18 protein-coding genes are annotated in these 21,261 nt (G+C 61.7%); 14 read left to right on the forward strand and 4 right to left on the reverse strand.

The window, feature by feature from the left end; genetic code table 11:
* The first annotated feature begins 188 nt into the window (after positions 1-188).
* Genes ACR0LZ_RS01180 through ACR0LZ_RS01200 form a run of 5 tightly spaced genes read left to right on the forward strand, consistent with a single transcriptional unit; the run spans position 189 to position 7,403 of the window.
* A complete protein-coding gene (locus ACR0LZ_RS01180) occupies positions 189-1,961 on the forward strand; it encodes an ABC transporter ATP-binding protein (RefSeq protein ID WP_480747930.1) in 1,773 nt (590 codons plus the stop codon).
* The gene (locus tag ACR0LZ_RS01185; RefSeq protein WP_480747931.1) at positions 1,954-3,870 is read left to right on the forward strand and encodes an ABC transporter substrate-binding protein; all 1,917 of its coding nucleotides are present in this window, start codon (positions 1,954-1,956) and stop codon (positions 3,868-3,870) included. Before ACR0LZ_RS01180 ends, ACR0LZ_RS01185 begins: the two co-directional genes overlap by 8 nt.
* Before the next feature lie 13 nt (positions 3,871-3,883).
* Positions 3,884-4,912: an ABC transporter permease gene (locus ACR0LZ_RS01190; protein WP_480747932.1), complete on the forward strand. Its 1,029-nt coding sequence runs from the start codon at positions 3,884-3,886 to the stop codon at positions 4,910-4,912.
* Positions 4,909-6,063 carry an ABC transporter permease gene (locus ACR0LZ_RS01195; RefSeq protein WP_480747933.1) on the forward strand — a complete coding sequence of 385 codons (1,155 nt, stop codon included), beginning with the start codon at positions 4,909-4,911 and terminating at the stop codon, positions 6,061-6,063. Before ACR0LZ_RS01190 ends, ACR0LZ_RS01195 begins: the two co-directional genes overlap by 4 nt.
* The gene (locus ACR0LZ_RS01200) at positions 6,060-7,403 is read left to right on the forward strand and encodes a CoA transferase (RefSeq protein WP_480747934.1); all 1,344 of its coding nucleotides are present in this window, start codon (positions 6,060-6,062) and stop codon (positions 7,401-7,403) included. Before ACR0LZ_RS01195 ends, ACR0LZ_RS01200 begins: the two co-directional genes overlap by 4 nt.
* 28 nt (positions 7,404-7,431) lie before the next feature.
* Here the strand turns inward: ACR0LZ_RS01200 and ACR0LZ_RS01205 are convergent, their stop codons facing one another.
* Positions 7,432-9,804, reverse strand: a complete 2,373-nt coding sequence (locus ACR0LZ_RS01205) for a mechanosensitive ion channel family protein (protein ID WP_480747935.1) — start codon at positions 9,802-9,804, stop codon at positions 7,432-7,434.
* A gap of 474 nt (positions 9,805-10,278) precedes the next feature.
* Between ACR0LZ_RS01205 and ACR0LZ_RS01210 the strand changes: the two genes are divergently transcribed.
* From ACR0LZ_RS01210 to ACR0LZ_RS01245, 8 genes are read left to right on the forward strand one after another with little or no spacing between them, the layout of a single operon-like run.
* Complete coding sequence (locus ACR0LZ_RS01210; RefSeq protein WP_480747936.1) at positions 10,279-11,493, forward strand: glycosyltransferase family protein; 1,215 nt, start codon at positions 10,279-10,281, stop codon at positions 11,491-11,493.
* A complete protein-coding gene (locus tag ACR0LZ_RS01215) occupies positions 11,490-12,740 on the forward strand; it encodes a glycosyltransferase family 4 protein (protein ID WP_480747937.1) in 1,251 nt (416 codons plus the stop codon). Before ACR0LZ_RS01210 ends, ACR0LZ_RS01215 begins: the two co-directional genes overlap by 4 nt.
* On the forward strand, positions 12,737-13,813 hold the full coding sequence (locus ACR0LZ_RS01220; protein ID WP_480747938.1) for a glycosyltransferase family 4 protein: 1,077 nt from the start codon (positions 12,737-12,739) through the stop codon (positions 13,811-13,813). The genes ACR0LZ_RS01215 and ACR0LZ_RS01220 overlap by 4 nt, the downstream gene beginning before the upstream one ends.
* The gene (locus ACR0LZ_RS01225) at positions 13,810-14,394 is read left to right on the forward strand and encodes a histidine phosphatase family protein (RefSeq protein WP_480747939.1); all 585 of its coding nucleotides are present in this window, start codon (positions 13,810-13,812) and stop codon (positions 14,392-14,394) included. The genes ACR0LZ_RS01220 and ACR0LZ_RS01225 overlap by 4 nt, the downstream gene beginning before the upstream one ends.
* Complete coding sequence (locus ACR0LZ_RS01230; protein ID WP_480747940.1) at positions 14,391-15,533, forward strand: glycosyltransferase family protein; 1,143 nt, start codon at positions 14,391-14,393, stop codon at positions 15,531-15,533. The genes ACR0LZ_RS01225 and ACR0LZ_RS01230 overlap by 4 nt, the downstream gene beginning before the upstream one ends.
* Positions 15,530-16,282 carry a polysaccharide deacetylase family protein gene (locus ACR0LZ_RS01235; protein ID WP_480747941.1) on the forward strand — a complete coding sequence of 251 codons (753 nt, stop codon included), beginning with the start codon at positions 15,530-15,532 and terminating at the stop codon, positions 16,280-16,282. Before ACR0LZ_RS01230 ends, ACR0LZ_RS01235 begins: the two co-directional genes overlap by 4 nt.
* Positions 16,283-16,300: 18 nt before the next feature.
* Complete coding sequence (locus ACR0LZ_RS01240) at positions 16,301-16,777, forward strand: class I SAM-dependent methyltransferase (RefSeq protein WP_480747942.1); 477 nt, start codon at positions 16,301-16,303, stop codon at positions 16,775-16,777.
* A gap of 12 nt (positions 16,778-16,789) precedes the next feature.
* Positions 16,790-17,470 carry a DUF1045 domain-containing protein gene (locus tag ACR0LZ_RS01245; protein WP_480747943.1) on the forward strand — a complete coding sequence of 227 codons (681 nt, stop codon included), beginning with the start codon at positions 16,790-16,792 and terminating at the stop codon, positions 17,468-17,470.
* A 27-nt stretch (positions 17,471-17,497) separates the two neighbouring features.
* On the opposite strand, the gene ACR0LZ_RS01250 is transcribed toward ACR0LZ_RS01245, so the two are convergent.
* Positions 17,498-18,343 (reverse strand): EamA family transporter, encoded by an 846-nt coding sequence (locus ACR0LZ_RS01250; protein WP_480747944.1) that lies wholly within the window; start codon positions 18,341-18,343, stop codon positions 17,498-17,500.
* Positions 18,340-18,759: a FosX/FosE/FosI family fosfomycin resistance hydrolase gene (gene fosX, locus ACR0LZ_RS01255; protein ID WP_480747945.1), complete on the reverse strand. Its 420-nt coding sequence runs from the start codon at positions 18,757-18,759 to the stop codon at positions 18,340-18,342. Before fosX ends, ACR0LZ_RS01250 begins: the two co-directional genes overlap by 4 nt.
* Before the next feature lie 183 nt (positions 18,760-18,942).
* Here fosX and rpe point away from each other — a divergent pair, with 183 nt between their 5' ends.
* Positions 18,943-19,632 (forward strand): ribulose-phosphate 3-epimerase, encoded by a 690-nt coding sequence (gene rpe / locus ACR0LZ_RS01260; protein WP_480747946.1) that lies wholly within the window; start codon positions 18,943-18,945, stop codon positions 19,630-19,632.
* Between the two features lie 456 nt (positions 19,633-20,088).
* Here the strand turns inward: rpe and ACR0LZ_RS01265 are convergent, their stop codons facing one another.
* Positions 20,089-21,186 (reverse strand): leucine-rich repeat domain-containing protein, encoded by a 1,098-nt coding sequence (locus ACR0LZ_RS01265; protein WP_480747947.1) that lies wholly within the window; start codon positions 21,184-21,186, stop codon positions 20,089-20,091.
* Positions 21,187-21,261: the final 75 nt, after the last annotated feature.

Genomic DNA, 21,261 nt, shown 5'->3' on the forward strand with positions numbered 1-21,261 from the left:
CGAACACCAAAAATCCAGCAATCTCAAGAATTCGTGATGTCCATCGGAAAGATTTTTTCCCACCGTCACTCCGTTTATCGTCAAGAACGTATTTGACTAGTCAGGGTCCGGCGGGTGAAACTGCACGAAAAAATCAGGGAGTTCTTGAAGTTGATGTCGATCCACGGCCAGGCGGGTGGAAAACCCCGATGACTCCGCTGTTGTCCGTCAGAGATCTTAGCATCGGTTTTGGTACTGCCGATCCTGTGGTTCAGGGCGTAAACTTCGACGTCCAGCCGGGCCAGACCGTGGCGTTGGTTGGCGAATCCGGGTCCGGCAAAACGATCACCTGCCGCGCCGTGTTGCGCATTCTGCCCAAGGCCGCACAACTCAGAAGCGGCAAAATCACCTTACAAGGCCCCGATGGCGCTCAAATTTTGTCCGATCTCACCGAGAGACAGATGCGTGGCATCCGGGGCAATCAGGTCTCGATGATCTTTCAGGAACCGATGCGGTCCCTGTCGCCTCTCCACACGATCGGAAATCAGGTCAGCGAAGTGTTGTGGCTGCATCGCAGCGCCTCGGAACGCGAAGCCAAGCGAACGGTGCTGGAACAGTTCGACCGCGTCGGCTTTCCCGATCCGGAGCGTGCCTACAATTCCTATCCGTTCGAACTCTCCGGCGGAATGCGCCAGCGCGCGATGATCGCCATGGCGATGGTTGCCAAACCCGACCTTCTGATCGCCGACGAACCGACCACCGCGCTCGACGTGACGACACAGGCGCAGGTGCTGGGCCTGATCAAGGAGTTGCAGCAGGAAACCGGTATGGCCCTGATTCTCGTCACCCATGATCTGGGCGTGGTGGCGAACATGGCCGAACAGGTGGTGGTCATGCATAAGGGACGCGTCATGGAATCGGGGTCTGCAGAACTGATCCTTCGCGAACCGGCTCATCCCTATACCAAACAACTCTTCGACGCCGCCCCGGAAATCCCCGATCAGGAAGCCGTCGGTATCCCGATGCCCGACGAGGATCTGATCCTCGAGATGAAGGAGATATCCAAGACCTATTCCATGCGGTCCGGCAAGGGATGGAAGGCCGGGGCGCTGATTCACGCCTGCCGCGGCGTCGACCTGAAACTGGCGCGTGGCAAAACCCTGGCGATTGTCGGTGAAAGCGGGTCGGGCAAAACCACAGCGGCGCGAATCGCTTTGGGGGCTGAACCGCCCGATCCGGGTGGCGAGGTTCTGTTTCGCGCGCAACCAAGGGCCGAGCCGATCACCGTGCACAAGATGAGCCGAACCGAGCGCACCGCATTTCAGCGTCAGGCACAGATGATCTTTCAGGATCCCTACAGCTCGCTCAGCCCACGCATGCGGGTACAGGACGCGATGACCGAGCCGCTTGAGATTCACCGCATCGGAACCACGGCCGAACAGCGCGACAAGGCCGCCGCGATGCTGAAGCGCGTGGGTTTGAACGAGGACATGCTGAAACGCTATCCGCACGCGTTTTCCGGCGGGCAGCGTCAGCGGCTGTCGGTTGCGCGCGCGCTGATGCTGGACCCGTCATTCATTGTCTGCGACGAACCGACCTCGGCCCTTGATGTATCGGTGCAGGAACAGATCCTCACCCTGCTCGAAGACCTTCAGGAAGGTTTGGGCCTGTCCTATCTGTTCATCTCGCACGATCTCGCCGTGGTGGCACGGATCGCCGACGAAGTCGCGGTCATGCGGCAAGGTCTGGTGATCGAACAGGCCCCGCCGGAAACGCTTTTCTACAACCCCCGTCACCCTTACACGAAAGCGCTGATCGCGGCCCAGCCCGAACCCGATATCAATCGCCCAATCGACCTGAAACTGGTAGCATTGGGCGCAGGATCGCCGGACAGCTGGGACGAAGCCTTTCGTTTCTCGAACTCCGTGGTACCCTCGTTGAAAGAGCTGGAACCCGGCCATAAGGTACGTTGTCATGTTTGAAACCACTCGCAGGTCGATTTTCTTTGCCGCCGCCTTGGCGCTTGCCGGCGCGGTACAGGCCGGCTCGGATACGCTTCCACCCCTGCAGGAAAGCGAATTCTGGAAACAGGAAGTCGAAATGGGCAATCTGCCCCCGGTGGCCGAGCGCATTCCCGAAGAGCCGGTCGTGGTCGATCCGGAGGCCAAGGGGCGGGAATACGGCCATCAAGGCGGCACGTTGCGCACAATGGTCACGCGGTCCAAGGATATCCGGCAGATGGTGGTCTATGGCTACGCCCGCCTTGTCGGCTACAACGAGAAATACGAGCTGGTTCCGGACCTTCTGGCGAGTTTCGAGAACGATGGGAACCGCAAGTTCACCCTGAAACTTCGCAAAGGGCACAAGTGGTCGGATGGCACCCCCTTCACCTCTGCCGATTTCGAATACTGGTGGAAAGACGTCGCCAACAACGAATTGCTCAGCCCCTCCGGCCCCCCGGATTTCCTGCGGGTCAACGGCAAACCACCGGTCGTCACCTTCCCTGACGAAATCACTGTGGTGTTCGAATGGGAAGAACCCAATCCCAACTTCCTGCAAAGCCTCGCACAGGCACGCCCGCCCTTCATCTACCGGCCCTCGCATTTCCTCAAGAAATACCACGAAGCCTATGCCGACCCCGACGAACTCGCCGCCGAGGTTGACGACGCGCGGGTCAAAAGCTGGGCCGCGCTGCACAACAAGCTCGACAACATGTACAAATACGACAACCACGAACTGCCCACCCTGCAACCGTGGCTGAATGCAAGCTCGGGCAAGAAGATCCGCCACAACTTCGTGCGCAATCCCTATTATCACCGCATCGATGCCAAGGGTGTGCAACTGCCCTATATCGACGTTATCGAGATGGAAATCGTGGCGCCCGGTCTGGTCGCTGCCAAGACCAACGCGGGCGAAACCGACCTTCAGGGACGCGGGCTTGATTTCCGCGATGCCTCGATCCTCAAGAAGGGCGAAGCCGGGGGTAATTACAAAACTTATTTGTGGGATACCGGCGTGGCCTCGCAGATCGCGATCTATCCCAACCTCAATTATGCCGATGATACATGGCGCAACCTGATGCGGGACGTACGCGTGCGCCGCGCGCTGTCGCTGGGGATCGACCGGAATACGATCAACCAGGCGCTCTATTTCAAGCTCGGCAAACCGGGCGCCATGACCGTTCTGCCTTACTCCCCTTTCTTCGACGAAAAGAACCTGCAAGCCTGGGCCGCCTACGACCCCGAACAGGCCAACAAACTGCTTGACGAGGCCGGGCTCGACAAGCGCGACGGCAGTGGTATCCGTCTGTTGCCCGATGGCCGCCCGATGGAGTTGATCATCGAAACCGCGGGCGAGCGGCAAGAGGTCGAAAATGCCATGCAGATCGTCACCGACAACTGGCGCGACATCGGCGTCAAGCTGATCATGCGCCCGCTGGATCGCGACATCCTGCGCAACCGCGTCTTTGCAGGAAACACGATGGCATCGGTCTGGTACGGCTGGGACAACGGCATCCCGCAGGTCTATACCTCCCCCGCCTATCTCGCTCCTACCGATCAGGTATTCCTGGCCTGGCCCAAATGGGGCCAGTTCTATCAGACCGGCGGCGATGCGGGCGAAGCGCCCGACATGCCCGAAGCACAGCGGTTGATGGAACTGTCCAAGGTCTGGGATACCGCGACCACGGATGAACAGCGCTCCGCCGCCTGGAAGGAGATGCTGGAAATCCATGCCGATCAAGTCTACGGCATCGGCATTCTGGCCGGCACACCGCAACCGATCGTCGTTTCGAACCGCCTGCACAACGTGCCCGAAAAAGGGATGTGGGCCTGGGACCCGGGCGCGCATTTCGGCGTGCATCGCATGGACGAGTTCTTTCTGGACCAGTAACGGGGGCAGCTGAATGCTTTTGCTGCGCTACGCAGTCTATCGCTTTTTCACCATGCTGCTGACGCTGCTGGTGGTGTCGGCGATGATCTTCATCATCATCAACCTGCCGCCCGGCGACTATCTGAGCAACCAGATTGCCGAGCTGCAGGCGTCAGGACAATCTGCGGGTGTCGACAAGGCCGAATTCCTTCGCAAGGAATACGCGCTCGACCGTCCCTTGTGGGAACAATACATGATCTGGATGGGCTTCATGCCCGGTCCGCACGGGTTCTCTGGCCTGATTCAGGGCAACTACGGCTGGTCGTTCGAGTTCGACCGACCCGTGTCCGAGATCGTGGGCGACAGCCTCTGGCTGACGGTCGTCGTCAATCTGGCCGCCGTCCTGTTCGTATATGCAGTGGCTCTGCCGCTGGGTGTTCTCGCTGCGGCCCGGTCGCGGACATGGGTCGACTATACCTCGGCCTTTGTCGGCTATCTGGGACTTGCCACACCGAACTTCCTGCTGGCGCTGATCCTGTTCTACTATGGCCACCGCTATTTCAACCTGCCCATCGGCGGCCTGATGGACCCCGCCTATGAGGGTTTGCCGATGAGCTGGGACAAGATGAAATCGATTCTTCTTCATCTCATCGTGCCAACCTTTGTCATCGGCACCTCTGGCGCCTCGGCAATGATGCAGCGTCTGCGCGCCAATATGCTGGACGAGTTGGGCAAACCCTATGTCGAGACGGCGATTGCCAAGGGCATGTCGCCCTCGCGGATGCTGACGAAATATCCCCTGCGCGTGGCCTTCAACCCCTTTGTCGCCGATATCGGCAACCTGCTGCCCTCGATGGTCTCCGGCTCGGTTCTGGTCTCGGTCGTGCTGGGCCTGCAAACCATCGGCCCCACGCTCCTGACTGCGCTCAAGACGCAGGATCAGTTTCTGTCCGGCTTCATTCTGATGTTCGTGGCTTTGCTGACGCTGGTGGGTACAATGATCTCGGACGTGCTCCTGGTCATGCTTGATCCGCGCATCCGATATGAGGGGCGAGATACATGACCCAGCTTCCCGACGGTCGTTATGTCGACGACGCCCCCTATGATCCGCAGGTCTCGATCCAGCAATTGGAGCGCCGCGACCTGGATGCGCCGAATTGGGTGCTGGTCTGGCGCAAGTTCAAAACCCACAAGCTGGGCCTTGTATCCGGCATTTTCCTGTTGCTCAGCTACCTGATGCTGCCGTTTGCCGGCTTCATCGCACCCTACACACCGAATGAACGCAATGGCGAGCACCTCTATGCCCCGCCGCAATCGATCAACTGGTTCCACGAGGGCGAGTTCGTCGGGCCATACGTCTATCCCATCGTGGCCGAGGCGGATCTGGAAACATTCCAGTGGAAATTCGTCCCCGACACCGACAACCCCGCCCCGATCCGCTTCTTCTGCAAGGGCGACGAATATCGTCTTGCAGGGCTGATCCCTTCGGATACCCACCTGTTCTGCCCATCCGATGGCGCAACGGTGTTCCTGTGGGGGTCGGACAGGCTGGGTCGTGATGTGTTCAGCCGTATTCTCTATGGCGCACAGCTGTCGCTGACCGTCGGCCTCATCGGCATTTCGGTGTCTTTCTTTCTTGGCATCCTGTTCGGTTCGATGGCGGGATATTTTGGCGGCAAGACCGATTGGCTGATCAACCGTGTGATCGAGATCCTGCGCTCACTGCCCGAACTGCCGCTTTGGCTTGCCCTGTCCGCTGCCGTGCCCTCGAACTGGAGCCCGGTTGCCGTGTTCTTCATCATCTCGGTGATCCTTGGTATCCTCGACTGGCCCGGCCTGGCTCGCTCGGTACGCGCCAAATTCCTGTCACTACGCGAAGAGGAATACGTGCGCGCCGCCGAAATGATGGGCGCCTCGTCGGGCCGCGTGATCCGCAAGCACCTGTTGCCGAATTTCGCATCACACCTCATCGCCTCCGCGACCTTGTCGATCCCGGCAATGATCCTCGGCGAAACCGCGCTCAGTTTCCTCGGCCTTGGCTTGCGGGCACCTGCGGTCAGTTGGGGCGTGATGCTGAACGACGCGCAAAACCTCGCTTCGATCGAGATTTATCCTTGGACGGCCATTCCGATGCTGCCGATCATCGTTGTGGTACTCGCCTTCAACTTCCTGGGTGACGGACTGCGCGACAGTCTCGACCCCTACCAGCAATGACCCTGCTTTCCGCCCTGCCCGCGCCTGATACCTACAAGGTCACTGGCAGCGGCGCGCTGCCCAGCGTCTTTGCGGTGTCGGAACTGGCCACCGCATCCTTTGCGGCGGTCGGGCAGGAACTGGCGCGGCTGATGCGCGCGCAGAACCTGACAGCCGGACAACCACCGGTCACCGTCGATCACCGTCTGGCCTCGCTCTGGTACGGCTGGTCCCTGCGCCCGGATGGCTGGACCATGCCAAGCGCCTGGGACCCGGTCGCCGGCGACTACCGGACCGCCGATGGCTGGATCCGGCTGCACACCAATCTCGCTCCCCATCGCGCGGCGGCTCTGAAAGTGATGGCAACACCGCCCGACCGCGAGGCCGTGAGCCAAGCCGTGTCTGGCTGGAACGCGGACGAGCTCGAAGCAGCCATCGTCGCCCAGGGCGGCGTTGCCGCCGCAATGCGCAGCCGGCAAGACTGGCTGGCCCACCCACAGGGCCGCGCGGTCGCCTCCGAACCTCTGGTGGCCTGGACCGGACCGAGGCGTGCAAACCTGCGCCAAAGGCCACAGGCAACACCCGAACGCCCTCTGGCGGGCCTGCGGGTTCTCGACCTCACCCGCGTGTTGGCGGGGCCGGTTTCAACCCGCACGCTGGCCGGTTTCGGGGCCGAGGTATTGCGGATCGATCCCCCCGAATGGGACGAACCGGGGGTGATCCCCGACATCTCACTCGGCAAGCGCTGCGCCTATCTGGACCTGAAATCGTCCAACGGGCTTGCCCGGCTGAAGGACCTGCTGGAACAGGCCGACGTGTTTGTCCACGGCTACAGGCCGGGCGCATTGGACGGGCTGGGGCTCAACGTCGCGACCCGCAACCGGATCGCGCCGAACCGGGTCGAGGTGGCGCTTGACGCCTATGGCTGGCACGGCCCCTGGGCCAAGCGGCGCGGCTTTGACAGCCTCGTGCAGATGAGCGCGGGCATTGCTCATGCCGGTCAGGTATGGGCAAAGGCAGACAAGCCGACACCCTTGCCGGTTCAGGCACTTGATCACGCAACAGGCTATTTGATGGCCGCTGCCGTTCTGTCGGCGCTGGCCGAGGCGGTTGAAGGCAGGCCAATATCCGATGCCCGCCTGTCGCTCGCCCGCACGGCAGAGCTTTTGGTCAGCCTAAGGAAAACCGCGTCTGGCTTGGGTATCGCCAATCCGCTCAAAACGGATTTCGCGCCTGCGCCGGAACAGACCGGCTGGGGCAACGGCTTTCGCCTGTCTCCCGCTCTTGCCATCGGCCCGGCGAAAATGTGCTGGGCCCTGCCCGCGCCCAAGCTCGGCACCGCCACCCCCGACTGGGACTGACCGGATCGGGGCGCGGGAGCGCCCGCCACTAGCGGTCGTCGCCGCTGCCGCCGGGGCCGATATCGTCCAGATAATCCTCGTCGATCGCCGCCTGCACCGCGCCGGTCACCGCCTCGCGCTGTTTCGGGGTCAGGTCCTCGGGGCTCTTGTCATCGGCTAGCCGCACAGTCACCTCACGATGGGCAAATCTGATCCCCTCACGCGCGAACAACTCGCGAATCTCTTGATAAACCCTCTTACGCACCAGCCACTGGTCGCCCGGTTTGGTCATGAACTTGACCCGGATGATCATCGCCGAATCCTGCATCTCGATCACGCCCTGGGATTTCAGCGGCTGGATGAAGTTCTCGCCGATCACCGGATCGTCCAGCAACTGAACCCCCAGTTTCTTGATCAGCTTGCGCACCTTCTCGACATCGGTGTCATAGGTCACGCGCAACGGCAGTTTCATGATCACCCAGTCGCGCGAATAGTTGGTCAGCACCTTGATCTCGCCAAAGGGAATGGTGTTGAGCGCGCCCAGATGGTGGCGCAGCTGGAACGAGCGCACCGAGATCTTCTCGACTGTCCCCTTCACGTCTCCGATATCGATGTATTCACCCTTGCGGAACGCATCGTCGATCAGGAAGAACGCGCCGGAAAAGATGTCGCGTACCAGCGTCTGTGCGCCGAAACCAACAGCCAGACCGACCACACCGGCGCCCGCGAACAGCGGGCTGACATTGATGCCAAGCTCCATCAACGCAATAAGCGCGATGGTCACGACCACAACCGCCAGGATCGCACCACGGAACAGGGGCAGCAACGTCGCCAGCCGGCTTTGCCCCGCCTCACCGCCCTCGTCTCCGGGCGCCACCTCCTGCGCACCGTCTTCAACTTCTTCGGCGATCTTGCTGTCGATCCAGATACGGAAGAAATGGAACAGAACATAACCGATGAACAGGATCACCATCACGTCCAGCGCGCGTCCCACCGGCAAGTCATCCGCCCAATGCCCCTCGGGATACCAGATCGAAGCCAGTGCATAGATACCCACGACAAAGGCAAGAATACCTGCCACGCGGCGCGCCAGATCTTCATATGTCGCGATGACGTGTCGTTCGGGCTCTACCCTTTCGTATACCTCCGCCGCGGCGTCCTCCTCATCATCCGGAGTGGCCTTCATCACGTCGATCTGGCGCGACCGGTCGAAATACCGTTCCAGAAAATAGTTCATCGCCCCGTAAACGATCACCACCGACATGAAGACCGCATAGGTACCGGCCACCAGCGGGATCGACACGGGATGTTCAAGCACAAGGTCAACCGCCAGTTCGAACCAGCTGAAGAGGATGTAAAGCACCACGACCGGCGCCCAGCCAAAGGAGACGAACCGCAACAGCCACGACACCTGATCGGGGCCGCGCCCGCCCCGGATCGCGTTCGAGATGGCGCGCGCATTGAACAGCACCATAAGGATATTGCCCAGCGCGCCAACCGCCGTCAGGCTGCCATAGACCATCGCATAGACGTTGTAGTTGAGCCCGAAATCCGCGACCCAGGTCGAAAACAGAACCACCGCGATGTCATAGGTCGCAAGCGTCGACGCCCAGATATAGAGTCGCTTGGCATCCCGGTCGGAAAACGGCGGCAAACGATACTGGCTGAGGAACGGCGACAGCACCATGCGCCACAGATCGGATACCGTGCGCGCCAGGAAGAACGCGGTGAAGATCGCCGTCACGGTAAACTGGACCGAAATGTCCTCGGCCCGGCCAAACACCAGATATCCCACGATCAGTGCCATCACCATGGCAAAGACGGTGGCCCCCACTCCCATGACAAAACGGAAGACCAGGAACGGCATTTTTTCCTTGTACCCGACCGGATTGTCCTTGATCCGCGCGACGACAATTCGGCGCGCGATGCGTTTGCCGTAAATCTCGATCGACAACCACCGGCCGATCAGCAGGAACAACAGGTTCCAGGCCAGAACCTCGACATAGGTCAGAATGCGCCCGTCGGGGCTGGTCTCGCGCAGGATGTACTGCACCTCGAACACGGAATAGGGCAACGCTTCCAGCCGGGATTCCAAGGAGGCACGGAACTCTGAAAACCGCGCCTGCGCCTTCATCAACTGCGATCCGTCGCCCATCGGGTTGCTCGCGGCTGCGTCGGTCGGTGTTTCTGCGGCCGATGAAACCACTTTGCCGGCACTGTCAATGACGATGACGCTTGCTCCGGCCTCTGTTGCTGCCCGGATGGCGGCGGCGATGTCGCCTTCCGTATCCGACTGGCTGGTTGTGTCTTCTGAACCGCCATAACCCGGCAATAGCGACGTTTGCGCCGCAGCAGCGCCGATAAATGCCGCGACCGTGACCCAGATTGTCAGGATCAGGTTGAGAAGAAACAGTGGTCTCATTGGGATTTGCATCCAGTTCCTAGTGTTCGCGGTACGCTACAGGACACGGCTTCGGCGTTCAAATGGCTAGGTGATGATTTCGCGCAATCGTGTCGTCATGTGCCTTTGAAATCATGCTTTTGACAATCGTGTTTTCAACGTCGCATGATTTGAATATGACCATAGCAGAAACACTGTTCCGACACTGGCGGCAAAACAAATCTGCATGTATCAAAGGATTGCGGCAACGGGGTATGGACGCTTGATCAGAATGCGCGACATCGCAAATCTCAGGATGGCCGGTCAAAGACACTCGGTTCGCTTGCGTTTTTTCGACGTTTCGACCCTTCAAAGGCGCAACTCTGTTGCCTTTTCGCAATGGTCGGTCAAAACGGACATTTCCCGGCAAGCCTGCCACGGGAATTCCGGAAAAATCTGCGCTATGAGGGACAGGCGCGCGGCCCCCGGATCGGAACTCGAAACCTGTTACATGGTATGAACAAGAAAAGTAACGCATACCCAGCCTGCCGCGCCCCACGCATCATGTTCTACAGCCACGATACGTTCGGGCTTGGGCATCTGCGGCGCTCACGCGCGCTTGCATCCGCCATCACCGCATCCGACAGTCAGGCTTCGGCCTTGATCCTGACCGGCTCACCGGTGGCCGGGCGATTTACCTTCCCTCGCCGCGTCGACCACGTGCGCCTGCCCGGCGTTACCAAGCTTGCCGACGGGTCCTATGCGTCGCAAACCATCGGCATGGGCATCGACGACGTGACCGAGCTGCGCTCCAGCCTGATCCGGACCGCCGTCAAACAGTATCAGCCCGACGTTCTGGTCGTCGACAAGGAACCCACCGGGTTTCGCGGTGAACTGCTGCCCACACTCGGCATGCTACAACAGCAGGGAACCGCGAAAATGGTTCTCGGGCTGCGCGATGTCCTGGACGAACCCGCCGTTCTGGCCGCCGAATGGGCGCGCAAGGAAGCCGTCGAGGCCACCGAGACATACTATGACGAGATCTGGGTCTACGGGCTCCGGTCGATTTATGACCCTACTGCGGGCCTGCCGCTGAGCGCGCGCGCGCAATCGCGCATGCACTGGACAGGCTATCTGCGCCGCGATCTCGGTCCGATCGGCCCGCCCCCGCCGCAACCCTACATCCTGATCACGCCCGGCGGCGGCGGCGATGGCCGGGCGATGGTCGATCTCGTCCTGTCCGCCTATGAAAAGGACACCACGCTCGAACCCCGCGCGATACTCGTCTATGGCCCGTTCCTGTCGGGCGAATTGCGGGCCGAGTTCGAAGCGCGGGTTGCCCGGCTGAACGGGCGCGTGACCGCCGTCGGCTTCGAATCCCAGATCGAAACGCTGTTTGCCGGTGCAGCCGGCGTTGTCTGCATGGGGGGCTACAACACCTTTTGCGAGGTTCTGTCCTTTGACAAGCGCGCCGTTATCGTGCCGCGCACCGTGCCCCGTCTTGAACAATGGATTCGCGCCTCGCGGGCCGAAGAACTGGGGCTCGTTCAGATGCTGGACGAAAGCCGCGACGGCCTGTCCGCCGCGTCGATGGTCAACGCCATCCGGAATCTGCCATCCCTGCCGTTACCCTCCGAGGCCATCGGTGACGGGCTGCTTGACGGGCTCGACTATGTCACGCACCGCGTGAATGTGATGCTGGGCCGAGTCAGGGAACGAGCCACGGGATGACCGGCCCACAGCCCAAATTGGCGGTGCTGGTCAAAGGCTGGCCCCGCCTTTCGGAAACGTTCATCGCTCAGGAACTGGTCGCGCTGGAACAGGCCGGACACCAGTTTGCCATCTGGTCGCTTCGCCACCCCACTGACATCAAACGTCACCCACTGCACGAAGCCCTCAAGGCCCCGGTCCACTACCTGCCCGAATACCTCTACGAAGAGCCTGAGCGCGTGTGGAAAGCCCGCGCGATCGCCCAACGATTGCCCGGCTATGCGACGGCATATGAAATCTGGCGCAAGGATCTGGTTCGTGATCCGACTCATAACCGCATACGCCGCTTCGGGCAGGCCTGTGTTCTGGCCGCCGAACTATCCCCGGGAACCGGGGCGCTTTATGCGCATTTTCTGCACACGCCCTCTTCGGTTGCACGATATGCCGCGATCATGCGCGATATCCCGTGGAGCTTTTCCGCGCATGCCAAGGATATCTGGACCTCGCCGGATTGGGAAAAGCGCGAAAAACTCCATGCCGACAGCTTTGGGGCCACCTTCGGCGCCACCTGCACGGGAATCGGCGCCCGACACCTGCGCGGTCTGGCCGACGATCCGGGGCGGGTCGATCTGATCTATCACGGGCTTGACCTGTCGCGGTTCCCCGCCCCCCCGACGCGCCAAGAGCGCGCACCCGATGCCCCGTTCACGATGCTGTCGGTCGGCCGCCTGGTCGAGAAAAAGGGGTTTGACCGCCTGATTACCGCCCTTTCCCTGTTGCCCGATACGCTCGACTGGCGCTGGGTCCATGTCGGCGGCGGCGGATCAAGTGAGAAATTCAAGCGCCGCGCCAGAGAACTGGACTTGACCGGCCGCATCGACTGGCGCGGGGCCTGCAACCAGCCCGAAGTCATCGAAGCGATGCGGCAGGCCGATCTGTTCGTGCTGCCCAGCCGGATCGCTGCGGATGGCGACCGCGACGGCCTGCCCAACGTGCTGATGGAGGCGGCATCGCAACTGCTGCCCATTCTGGCCACACCCGTGTCCGCCATTCCGGAATTCATCGTTTCCGGCACACACGGCACTCTGTCCGACGACGCCCCCGAAGCGCTGGCCGCGGCGATGGTGTCACTTGCCTCAGAGCCGCAAAAGGCGGCCCATATGGCACAGGCCGCCCGCGCCCGGCTGGTGGCCGAGTTCGGGATGGCCCCCGGTATCGCGCGCCTGTCCCGGCGTCTGCACACCCTCTGCGGGACCGTACCGGCATGACCCATGTCGCGTTCTATGCCCCCTTGAAATCTCCCAACAGCCCGGTGCCCTCCGGAGACCGGGCAATGGCCCGCAATCTGATGGCGGCCATCGGCGCAAACGGTGCCCGGGTCGAGCTGGTGTCCGAGCTGAAAATTCATGACAAGCACGGCAACGCAATGGTCCAGCACGAGCTGCGTCAGGCCGCCAAACTCGAATCCCTTCGCCTCGCGCAAACCCTGCCCCCCGAGGTCTCCCTCTGGGTGACCTATCACAACTACTACAAGTCCCCCGATCTCATCGGACCCGAAGTATGTCGCGCGCGCAACATCCCCTATGTGCAGCTGGAAAGCACACGGGCCAACAAACGACTGACCGGACCATGGTCGGAATTCGCCAAGGCCGCGCATGACGCCTGCGACGCGGCGCGGATCATATTCTATCACACCGAAAACGATCATTTTGCACTGAACCGGGACCAGATCGCCGGGCAAGATCTGGTGTCGCTGCCGCCTTTTCTGCCCTACGCCGCCGCCCCCCCGAGATCGGACTGCGTCGGGCCGATGCTGGCCACCGGAATGATGCGCCATGGTGACAAGCTGCACTCCTACGAACTCATTGCGCAAACACTTTCCCTGCTGCAAGGCGACTGGCAGCTGCACATCGCAGGCGACGGTCCGGCCCGGCCCGAGGTCGAAGCGCTGATGGCGCCATTCGAGGGGCGGGTGCGGTTTCTGGGCCAGTTGGACAGGGCCGCCATGCAAGCCGCCTACTCAAATGCTTCACTATTTTTCTGGCCCGGCGTGAACGAAGCCTATGGCATGGTCTACCTCGAAGCGCAGGCTGCGGCTCTGCCCGTGGTGGCGCAGGATCGCCCCGGTGTGCGGGACGTGCTGCTGCCCGGTGAATACCCGACGATCGAAGGCGGCCCGAAAGCACTGGTGCGCGCGCTTGAAACCCTTCTTCGCAATGCCGACCTGCGGCGCGAGACAGGCGCCAAGTCCCGCGCCCATGTCCAAGCCCACCACCTGATGCCCGCCGCCACGGAAACCTTCTGGTCCGCCGTCCGGCCCTTGTTGGGGGCGCAGGGATGACGCGCCTAGCCCTCCTCCGCCACGGCCATACCGAATGGAACCGCGCGGGTCGCATTCAAGGCCGCAGCGACATCCCGCTCGACGCTCAGGCGCGGCAGGAACTGGCCGGGTACCGCCTGCCCGAAGAGTGGGCAGAGGCGGATCTGTGGTCCAGCCCTCTGTCGCGCGCCCGCGAAACCGCAAGCATCGTTTCAGGAAAGGAACCGCGCCTCGCCCCCGAACTGATCGAAATGAACTGGGGCGCGTTCGAAGGCAAACGCGGCGCCGACCTGATAGCCGACCCACAAAGCGGCTATCGCCATATCGAGGAGTGGAGCTGGGATTTCCGCCCGCCCTCCGGCGAAAGCCCTGCCGAGGTCGGCGATCGTCTGCAACCCTGGCTGGCGCGCCTCACCGGCGACACCGTTGCGGTTTGTCATATTGGCATCATGCGTGTGATTCTGGCGCGTGCGTGGGGCTGGAACTTTCGCGGTCCCGCCCCCTTCAAGATCAAGCGCAACCGTCTTTTTATCGTTCATCTGGGCGATATGCGGCCCGAGCCGGAACCGGTCCGCCTGCTGCAAGCCGGAGGCGCAGCATGAAAGTGATGATCGCCGTTACCCATCTTCTGGGTACCGGGCACCTGAGCCGTGCGCTTACCCTCGGTCATGCTTTTCGCAAGGCAAACCATAAGGTCTTTGTCGTCTCCGGCGGGATGCCCGCGCCGCAACTCGACAGTGCCGGGCTGGACCTGCTCAATCTGCCGCCACTGCGGTCGGACGGGACGGACTTCACCCGCCTTCTGACCGAAGTCGGAACGCGCGCCGACGAAAGCTATTTGAAGGCCCGCATTCAGGCGCTGATGGCCGCCGTCAGCCGCTTTGCCCCCGACATCCTGATCACCGAACTTTATCCCTTTGGCCGCAGGTCGCTGGCGCCGGAGTTCGAGGCGTTATTGCAAACCGCGAATGAACTCTCGCCGCGTCCCGCCATCCTCGCCTCGATCCGGGACATCCTGGCGCCACCGTCCAAACCCTCAAAGGCAGAACGCGCCGATGCGGTGATTCAACGTTACTACGACGGTGTACTGGTCCACTCCGATCCCCGATCCACCCGGCTGGAGGCCAGTTGGCCCGTGTCCAAAGCTTTGTCCCAACGCCTGCACTACACAGGCTACGTCGCTCCGGCCCCGGCGAAGCAGCACCCGCAAACGGCGGGCGCAGGCGAAATCATTGTCAGCGCGGGCGGCGGCCCGGTCGGGCAGCCGATCTTTCAGGCCGCCATCGAGGCCGCCCGAAAGATGACCAACAGGCGCTGGCGCCTGTTGGTTGGTGGGCGCGATACAGGCCAGAGGATTGCCGATCTTGAAGCATTGGCAGGCGAAATACCAATCCTGATCGAACCTGCCCGACCCGATTTCCGCCAGATGCTGTGCCACGCCGCGGCATCGGTCAGCATGTGCGGCTACAACACCACACTCGATGTCCTGCAATGCGGCGTGCCCGCGGTTTTCATCCCCTTCGACGACGGCAAGGAAGTCGAACAGGGGCTGCGCGCGCAAAGCCTGTCACATCTGCCCGCAGTCGAGGTGATCAAAAGCGCCGCCCTGTCCGGCGACCTGCTGGCCAGCTCGGTCGAAAAGGTGATCGCCTCCGGCCCCCGCCCCGATCTCGGCTTGTCCTTCGATGGCGCTGCGCGCACTGTCGCCATCGCCGAAGATCTGGCAAAGGTGACACGATGACCCCGGATTGGACACCTCTGGATAGCGAATTTGCCCGCTGGCACGGCGACGGCCTGACCCTGCCGCTGTGGTGGCGCGATGACGACGCCACCGCGCCCACCCCGCAACTGGACCGGCTTGCAGATCTGTCGGCTCAATATGGCCTGCCGGTACATCTGGCCGTCATCCCCCATACGGCGCAAGACACTTTGGCATCCACCCTTGCCGAGCAACCGGCGTTGATCCCGGTCGTGCACGGCTGGGCGCACATAAACCACGCCCCGCAGACCGAAAAGAAGGCCGAGTTCCGCCTGCACCGCCCAACCTCGGACATCGTTGCGGATGCAGAACGCGGGCTGACCCGATTGCGCACGCTCTTCGGCCCGGCCCTGATGCCGATGTTCGTGCCGCCCTGGAACCGCATCGCGCCCCAGGTCGTCAAACAGCTTCCCGCACTGGGATACTGCTTTCTGTCCACGTCCACCCCGCGCACGGCCACACATCCCGCGCCGGGACTGGAGCAGGTCAACACCCATCTCGACCCGATCGACTGGCACGGGACACGCAGCCTGGCCGATCCCGACACGCTGATCGCCCAACTTGTGAGCCTGCTTCAGGCCCGGCGCACGGGGACTGTGGACAATACCGAACCCTTCGGCCTGTTGACCCACCACCTCGTGCATGATCAAGACATCTGGGCCTTTACCCAGGGCCTGATCGAACGCCTGATGCAGGGACCGGTCCGGATCTGGACCGCGCCACGCGACTGAAACGCCAAGGAGACCTTGATGAGCCGACTGGATTCCATGCTGCGCCGCCTGACCGCCCAGCGCGACGGGCTGAACTGGGCCGCAGGGCAGATCCGCGATCTTGAGGGCGACGTTCTGGACATGGGGCTGGGGAACGGGCGCACCTATGATCACCTGCGCGAAATCCTGCCCGACCGCCGGATCTGGGTGATGGACCGGGTGCTGCAGTGCCACCCCTCCTGCGTGCCGCCGGAACAGGATTTCCTGCAGGGCGAGGCCGAACCGATGCTGCAGCGCCTCGCCACCGAAGGTCGGCGGATCGCGTTGGCCCATTACGATTTCGGCATGGGCATCAAACAGGACGACGTGGCCGAAGCCGCCCGCCTCAGCCCGCTGATCGCGCAAGTGATGGTCCCCGGCGGCCTGCTGATCTCGGGGCAACCTCTGGTCGGGTTCGATCAGATCACAGGCCCCACGACCATCGCACCGGGCAGGTATATGTTCTATCGCACCTGACAAGGACGCGGCATGACATTCAGTCGCTACGCAATCTACTACCTGCCACCCTCGGGCGAGGAATGGTCCAGCGCCGCCACCGCCTGGCTCGGCCGGGACATCACGAGCGGAGCGCAGGTCGCGCGTCCGTACGTTGACGGCATCGATATCGCCGACATCACGGAAACTCCGCGTAAATACGGGCTTCACGCGACGCTGAAACCCCCGTTTCGACTGGCGTCACCCCACAGTGCATCCGAGTTGCAGGAGGCTTGCGCCCACTTCGCGGCAACCCGGCCCACGGTCAGTGCACAAGGGTTGGAACTTGTGCGGATGGGCCGCTTTCTGGCCCTGTGCCCGGTTGGGGACACCGCTGATCTGAACGCTCTCGCCGCTGCCTGCGTGCGCGACCTCGACCGCTTTCGCGCGCCCCTTGGCGGAGCCGAACGCCAAAGGCGCGGCGAAGGCCTAAAACCCGCGCTGCAAGCAAACCTCGAAACCTGGGGCTATCCGTATGTAATGGGCGCATTCCGGTTTCATATCACACTCACGGGGAAACTGCCCAAGGCGCTGCTCTCTCCGGTTCAGGCCGAATTGCAAAGCCGGATCGGGTCGGCGCTGCCCAGCCCATTCCGCCTCCGGGACATCGCTCTGGTCGGCGAGGCCGAGGACGGGTTGTTTCGCCTGATCAAACGCTTTCCCCTCTCAGGCTGAGTGCAGACGTTTCCCGTCTGGACGCCATCATATCCGGCTGATGCGCAACAGGATCGCGCCCGACAATGTCAGCGCCGTCGACAGCACTTTCTTCAGGTCCAGCTTTTCGTTCAGGAACGTCACCCCCAGAACCAGCGCAAAGATGATCGAGGTCTCACGCAGCGCCGTTACCAATGCAATCGGCGCCTGTGTGAAGGCCCAGACCACCAGAACGTAGGCCGTGAACGAAGCCGCCCCGCCAAAGGCGGCCAGGCGCCAGATTTTGCGCGCACGCCTCAGAAGACCGGGCCGCGCCACGCGGGCGACCACCGCAAACCCGACCGCATTCGCCACTGTCAGGGTACCGAAAAAGCCCAGCGCAGTGCCCGCAATCCGCGCGCCCTGCCCGTCGACAATGGAATACGAGGCGATGAACAACCCGGTGACCAGCGCCAGCCCTGCAGCCCGCATGTTGAAATTTCCGTCCTGCCGCCGCACCAGCGCGATCGAGGCGATACCGATCGAAATCATCGCCATCGCGGCAAGCTCGGCCTGGCTGAAAACCGCTCCGAAAAACAACGCCGTTCCCAGCGCCACCAGCAGCGGCGAGGCCCCGCGGGCAATCGGATAGACCTGTGTCAGATCACCGATCTTGTAGGCCTGGATCAGAAACAACTGATATCCCAGATGCAATGCCACCCCGGCCAGCAGATAAGGCCAGCAGCTCCAGTCGATGGGCGCGGCAAAGGGCAGCAGCAACAGGCCGAACACCCCCTGCCCCATGACCACCGCCGCCATGCTGGCGGTCTTGTCCGCTCCCCCCTTGACCAGCGCGTTCCATGTCGCATGCAGCAGCGCCGCCAGCAGGACCACCGCAAAAACAAATCCGGTCATGCTCCGGCCTCCCTCCCCTTGGCATACCGTTGCAGCCGCTCCTGCAACGTGCCGGTGTGCAATTCGAACAGATGATTGTCCGGCCCGTGGAAATACAGCGACCGCCCCTCGCCCTCGACACGGGGGCGCGGCGGGCGCAGGTCCAGCCCCAGCGCCTCGATCCGCCTGCGGCGTTCCTCGAACTGGTCCTCGGCAATGGCAAAGGCCACGTGGTTATAGCTGCGCTCGGGCAACGGATCGCCCTTCATGATCGCGACCCAGACGTCCCCGATCAGAAAAAACCGCTCTTCTGCCAGTGAAAACTGCGCCACGCCGCTGTCATAGACGCAGCGCGCCTCGAACACCGTTTCCAGAATTTCCTGCATCCGGTCGAGGTCGGACACGATGAATGTCACATGCGACAGCCCGCTGCTCATTCAATGTAATCCATCTGACCCACACCTCCTGCCAGCCTCGCGAAACCACGGGGATGATCCATCCTTACTCTTGCCGCAGGCTCCACGCAATCGCGTCGCGGTCGGTGATTTCGGACAAGGTCTATCCCTCGCGCCTGATCGCTTGTATATGCGCTGCGACTCTTACCACTCACGAGGTCTCCGATGAGCTTTGACCGCAAGATCAAGATCGCCCCGTCGATCCTCTCCGCCGATTTCGCCAATTTCGGACAGGAAATTCAGGCTATCGAGGCGCAGGGGGCCGATTGGGTCCACGTCGACGTGATGGACGGCCATTTCGTTCCGAACCTGACTTTCGGCCCACCCGCGGTCAAGGCGTTCCGCCCGCATGTGAAAACGGTGATGGATGTGCACCTGATGATCTCGCCGGTCGATCCTTACATCCAGGCCTATGCCGATGCCGGGGCAGACGTGCTGACCGCACATGTCGAGGCCGGGCCGCACACCCACCGCACCCTCCAGGCCATCCGTGGCGCAGGCATGAAAGCGGGCGTGGCGCTGAACCCGGGCACCCCGGCAGACGCGGTCGAACACCTGCTGGATCTCACCGATCTGATCTGCGTAATGACCGTAAATCCCGGCTTCGGCGGGCAGAAATTCATCGACATGACGACCAAGATCCGCCGCCTGCGCGGAATGATCGGCGACCGCCCGGTTCATATCGAGATAGACGGCGGCGTCGACCCGAAGACCGCACCGCTGGTGGCACAGGCCGGGGCCGACGTTCTGGTCGCCGGATCCGCGGTGTTCAAGGGCGGCTCGGTTTCGGCCCCTGAGGTCTACGGCACCAACATCCGCGCCATCCGCGCGGCCGCCGAGGGCGTCGGGGCCTAATTCGAAGGATCACGGGAACCCGGAGCGCTCCCGCACGTCGCAGTCCCTCTTGCGAGAAATGTCGCCCGGTGAGGCCGGGCGCCGAGCCAAGGCGGGAACTTCTGGCAATTCTACCCCAAGCGTTAAGCAGTCCTGACCGGATTTCGGCCAAGCGGACGAAGGAGAGGCGTGCAGGTACCGCGTCTTCGAACGCAGAAGGTCGCTAGCGGACTGCACGTCCGCAGTGCCAACAGTTCGCCAGCCCACAGGAGTCCCCGAACCGGTCATTGGCGGACACGAGCCGCCGCCGTTTCCGTTACCGTCATTCACTGCGCCGGAACCGGACTGGAAAGATGCGGACAAGCCTGTCGTTCGCTGCATTCGCGCCAATGGTTGCGTCGGCGAACTCAACCCAATGAATACCACAAAAGAACTGGTTCCTGCACGCGACCAATCCCGACAGCGATGTCTCGTTTCTCACTTTTTGAGCTTAACTCCTGCCGGAACTGCTGAGAAATCGGTTACACCTGTGCCCCGCAAACTAAGATGACGAAGAGGCAACTGGCTCAGCGGGGCAATATCGGTCACTTGCGTACGGCTAAGCTCCAAGCCAGACAAGCTCTTCAAACCTGCAAGAGCGCTGATATCTGACACTGGTGTGCGGTCCAGCCAAAGAACACCGAGTTTGCTCATGTTTCGCAAAGCACCGAGATCAGACACTTGCGTATCTCGAAGTTGAAGTACGGTCAAACCCGTCAGACTTGAAAGTGGGCTGATATCGGACAGCTCTTTATTGTAGCTTAAAATCAAAAGTTTGAGGTCTTCCAGCCCTGAAAGCGGGCGCAAATCTTCGATATCGTTGGTAGACAGATCGAGATGCGTCAGTGAACGAAGTGGCGCAACGAATTCGATATCATGCAGCACTGTGCGACCGAGCGTGCCGGAGATTTCGAGCCACTTCAGTTGGTCAAGCTCAGCAAGTGAAGAGAATTCCGTGTTTTCCGCGAGTTCGAAAGTCGCGCGCTCAAGCCGGGTGAGATCGCTCAGATTTTGTTGTCCGGTGATCGCAGCTGCCTTGACATACAATACCCGCAATGCGGGCATGTTGGACAACGCGCCTAGGTCGATTGTGCGGCGTGGGGCATAGATTCTGAGCTCTGCCAGTTCCGGCAGCTCGGTTGTCAATTGGTCCAAAGCAACCGCCGCATCGGCTGACAGGTCAAGGCGAAGTAAACCTTTCATGTCCTGAAGCGGCGTTAGATCGACCGGACCAACGCGAAAAAGCTCAAGACTATGTACGCTTCCTGCGCTCGAAAGCGGCGCAAGATCGTAGGGTTCTTCAGGGTTGTCGTCTGAGACAATCCTGAGGTTGGCGACACCATCCGACAGCGCCGAATTCAATTCAGATGGTCCGATTTTTCGTTTTGGCCCCGACAAGGGACGGCACGTTTCCTCAACGAGGGCGCCGACGCCAAAGTAATCCACGCAAAGCTCGTTGACTTCAGTTTCTTGAGCAAAAACAGGCGTGGTCGAAACGATCATCCCGACAATATATCCAATGAATTTTCGCTTCATGTTGCGTTTCCATCCCACGGCCGAAGTTCACGTTGTGGATGGTTTGCCAACTGATCTTGTTGTCATTGTGGCATC

Source organism: Ruegeria sp. CI1 (genome assembly GCF_056536925.1).

Bases quoted from the DNA above. Each gene is read 5' to 3' on its own strand.
- ACR0LZ_RS01185 (WP_480747931.1), top strand. From the start codon at position 1,954: ATGTTTGAAACCACTCGCAGGTCGATTTTCTTTGCCGCCGCCTTGGCG.
- rpe (WP_480747946.1), top strand. From the start codon at position 18,943: ATGAGCTTTGACCGCAAGATCAAGATCGCCCCGTCGATCCTCTCCGCC.
- ACR0LZ_RS01190 (WP_480747932.1), top strand. From the start codon at position 3,884: ATGCTTTTGCTGCGCTACGCAGTCTATCGCTTTTTCACCATGCTGCTG.
- ACR0LZ_RS01235 (WP_480747941.1), top strand. From the start codon at position 15,530: ATGACCCCGGATTGGACACCTCTGGATAGCGAATTTGCCCGCTGGCAC.
- ACR0LZ_RS01250 (WP_480747944.1), bottom strand. From the start codon at position 18,343: ATGACCGGATTTGTTTTTGCGGTGGTCCTGCTGGCGGCGCTGCTGCAT.
- ACR0LZ_RS01200 (WP_480747934.1), top strand. From the start codon at position 6,060: ATGACCCTGCTTTCCGCCCTGCCCGCGCCTGATACCTACAAGGTCACT.
- ACR0LZ_RS01210 (WP_480747936.1), top strand. From the start codon at position 10,279: ATGAACAAGAAAAGTAACGCATACCCAGCCTGCCGCGCCCCACGCATC.
- ACR0LZ_RS01205 (WP_480747935.1), bottom strand. From the start codon at position 9,804: ATGAGACCACTGTTTCTTCTCAACCTGATCCTGACAATCTGGGTCACG.
- ACR0LZ_RS01180 (WP_480747930.1), top strand. From the start codon at position 189: ATGACTCCGCTGTTGTCCGTCAGAGATCTTAGCATCGGTTTTGGTACT.
- ACR0LZ_RS01215 (WP_480747937.1), top strand. From the start codon at position 11,490: ATGACCGGCCCACAGCCCAAATTGGCGGTGCTGGTCAAAGGCTGGCCC.
- ACR0LZ_RS01220 (WP_480747938.1), top strand. From the start codon at position 12,737: ATGACCCATGTCGCGTTCTATGCCCCCTTGAAATCTCCCAACAGCCCG.
- ACR0LZ_RS01240 (WP_480747942.1), top strand. From the start codon at position 16,301: ATGAGCCGACTGGATTCCATGCTGCGCCGCCTGACCGCCCAGCGCGAC.
- ACR0LZ_RS01195 (WP_480747933.1), top strand. From the start codon at position 4,909: ATGACCCAGCTTCCCGACGGTCGTTATGTCGACGACGCCCCCTATGAT.
- ACR0LZ_RS01225 (WP_480747939.1), top strand. From the start codon at position 13,810: ATGACGCGCCTAGCCCTCCTCCGCCACGGCCATACCGAATGGAACCGC.
- fosX (WP_480747945.1), bottom strand. From the start codon at position 18,759: ATGAGCAGCGGGCTGTCGCATGTGACATTCATCGTGTCCGACCTCGAC.
- ACR0LZ_RS01265 (WP_480747947.1), bottom strand. From the start codon at position 21,186: ATGAAGCGAAAATTCATTGGATATATTGTCGGGATGATCGTTTCGACC.
- ACR0LZ_RS01230 (WP_480747940.1), top strand. From the start codon at position 14,391: ATGAAAGTGATGATCGCCGTTACCCATCTTCTGGGTACCGGGCACCTG.
- ACR0LZ_RS01245 (WP_480747943.1), top strand. From the start codon at position 16,790: ATGACATTCAGTCGCTACGCAATCTACTACCTGCCACCCTCGGGCGAG.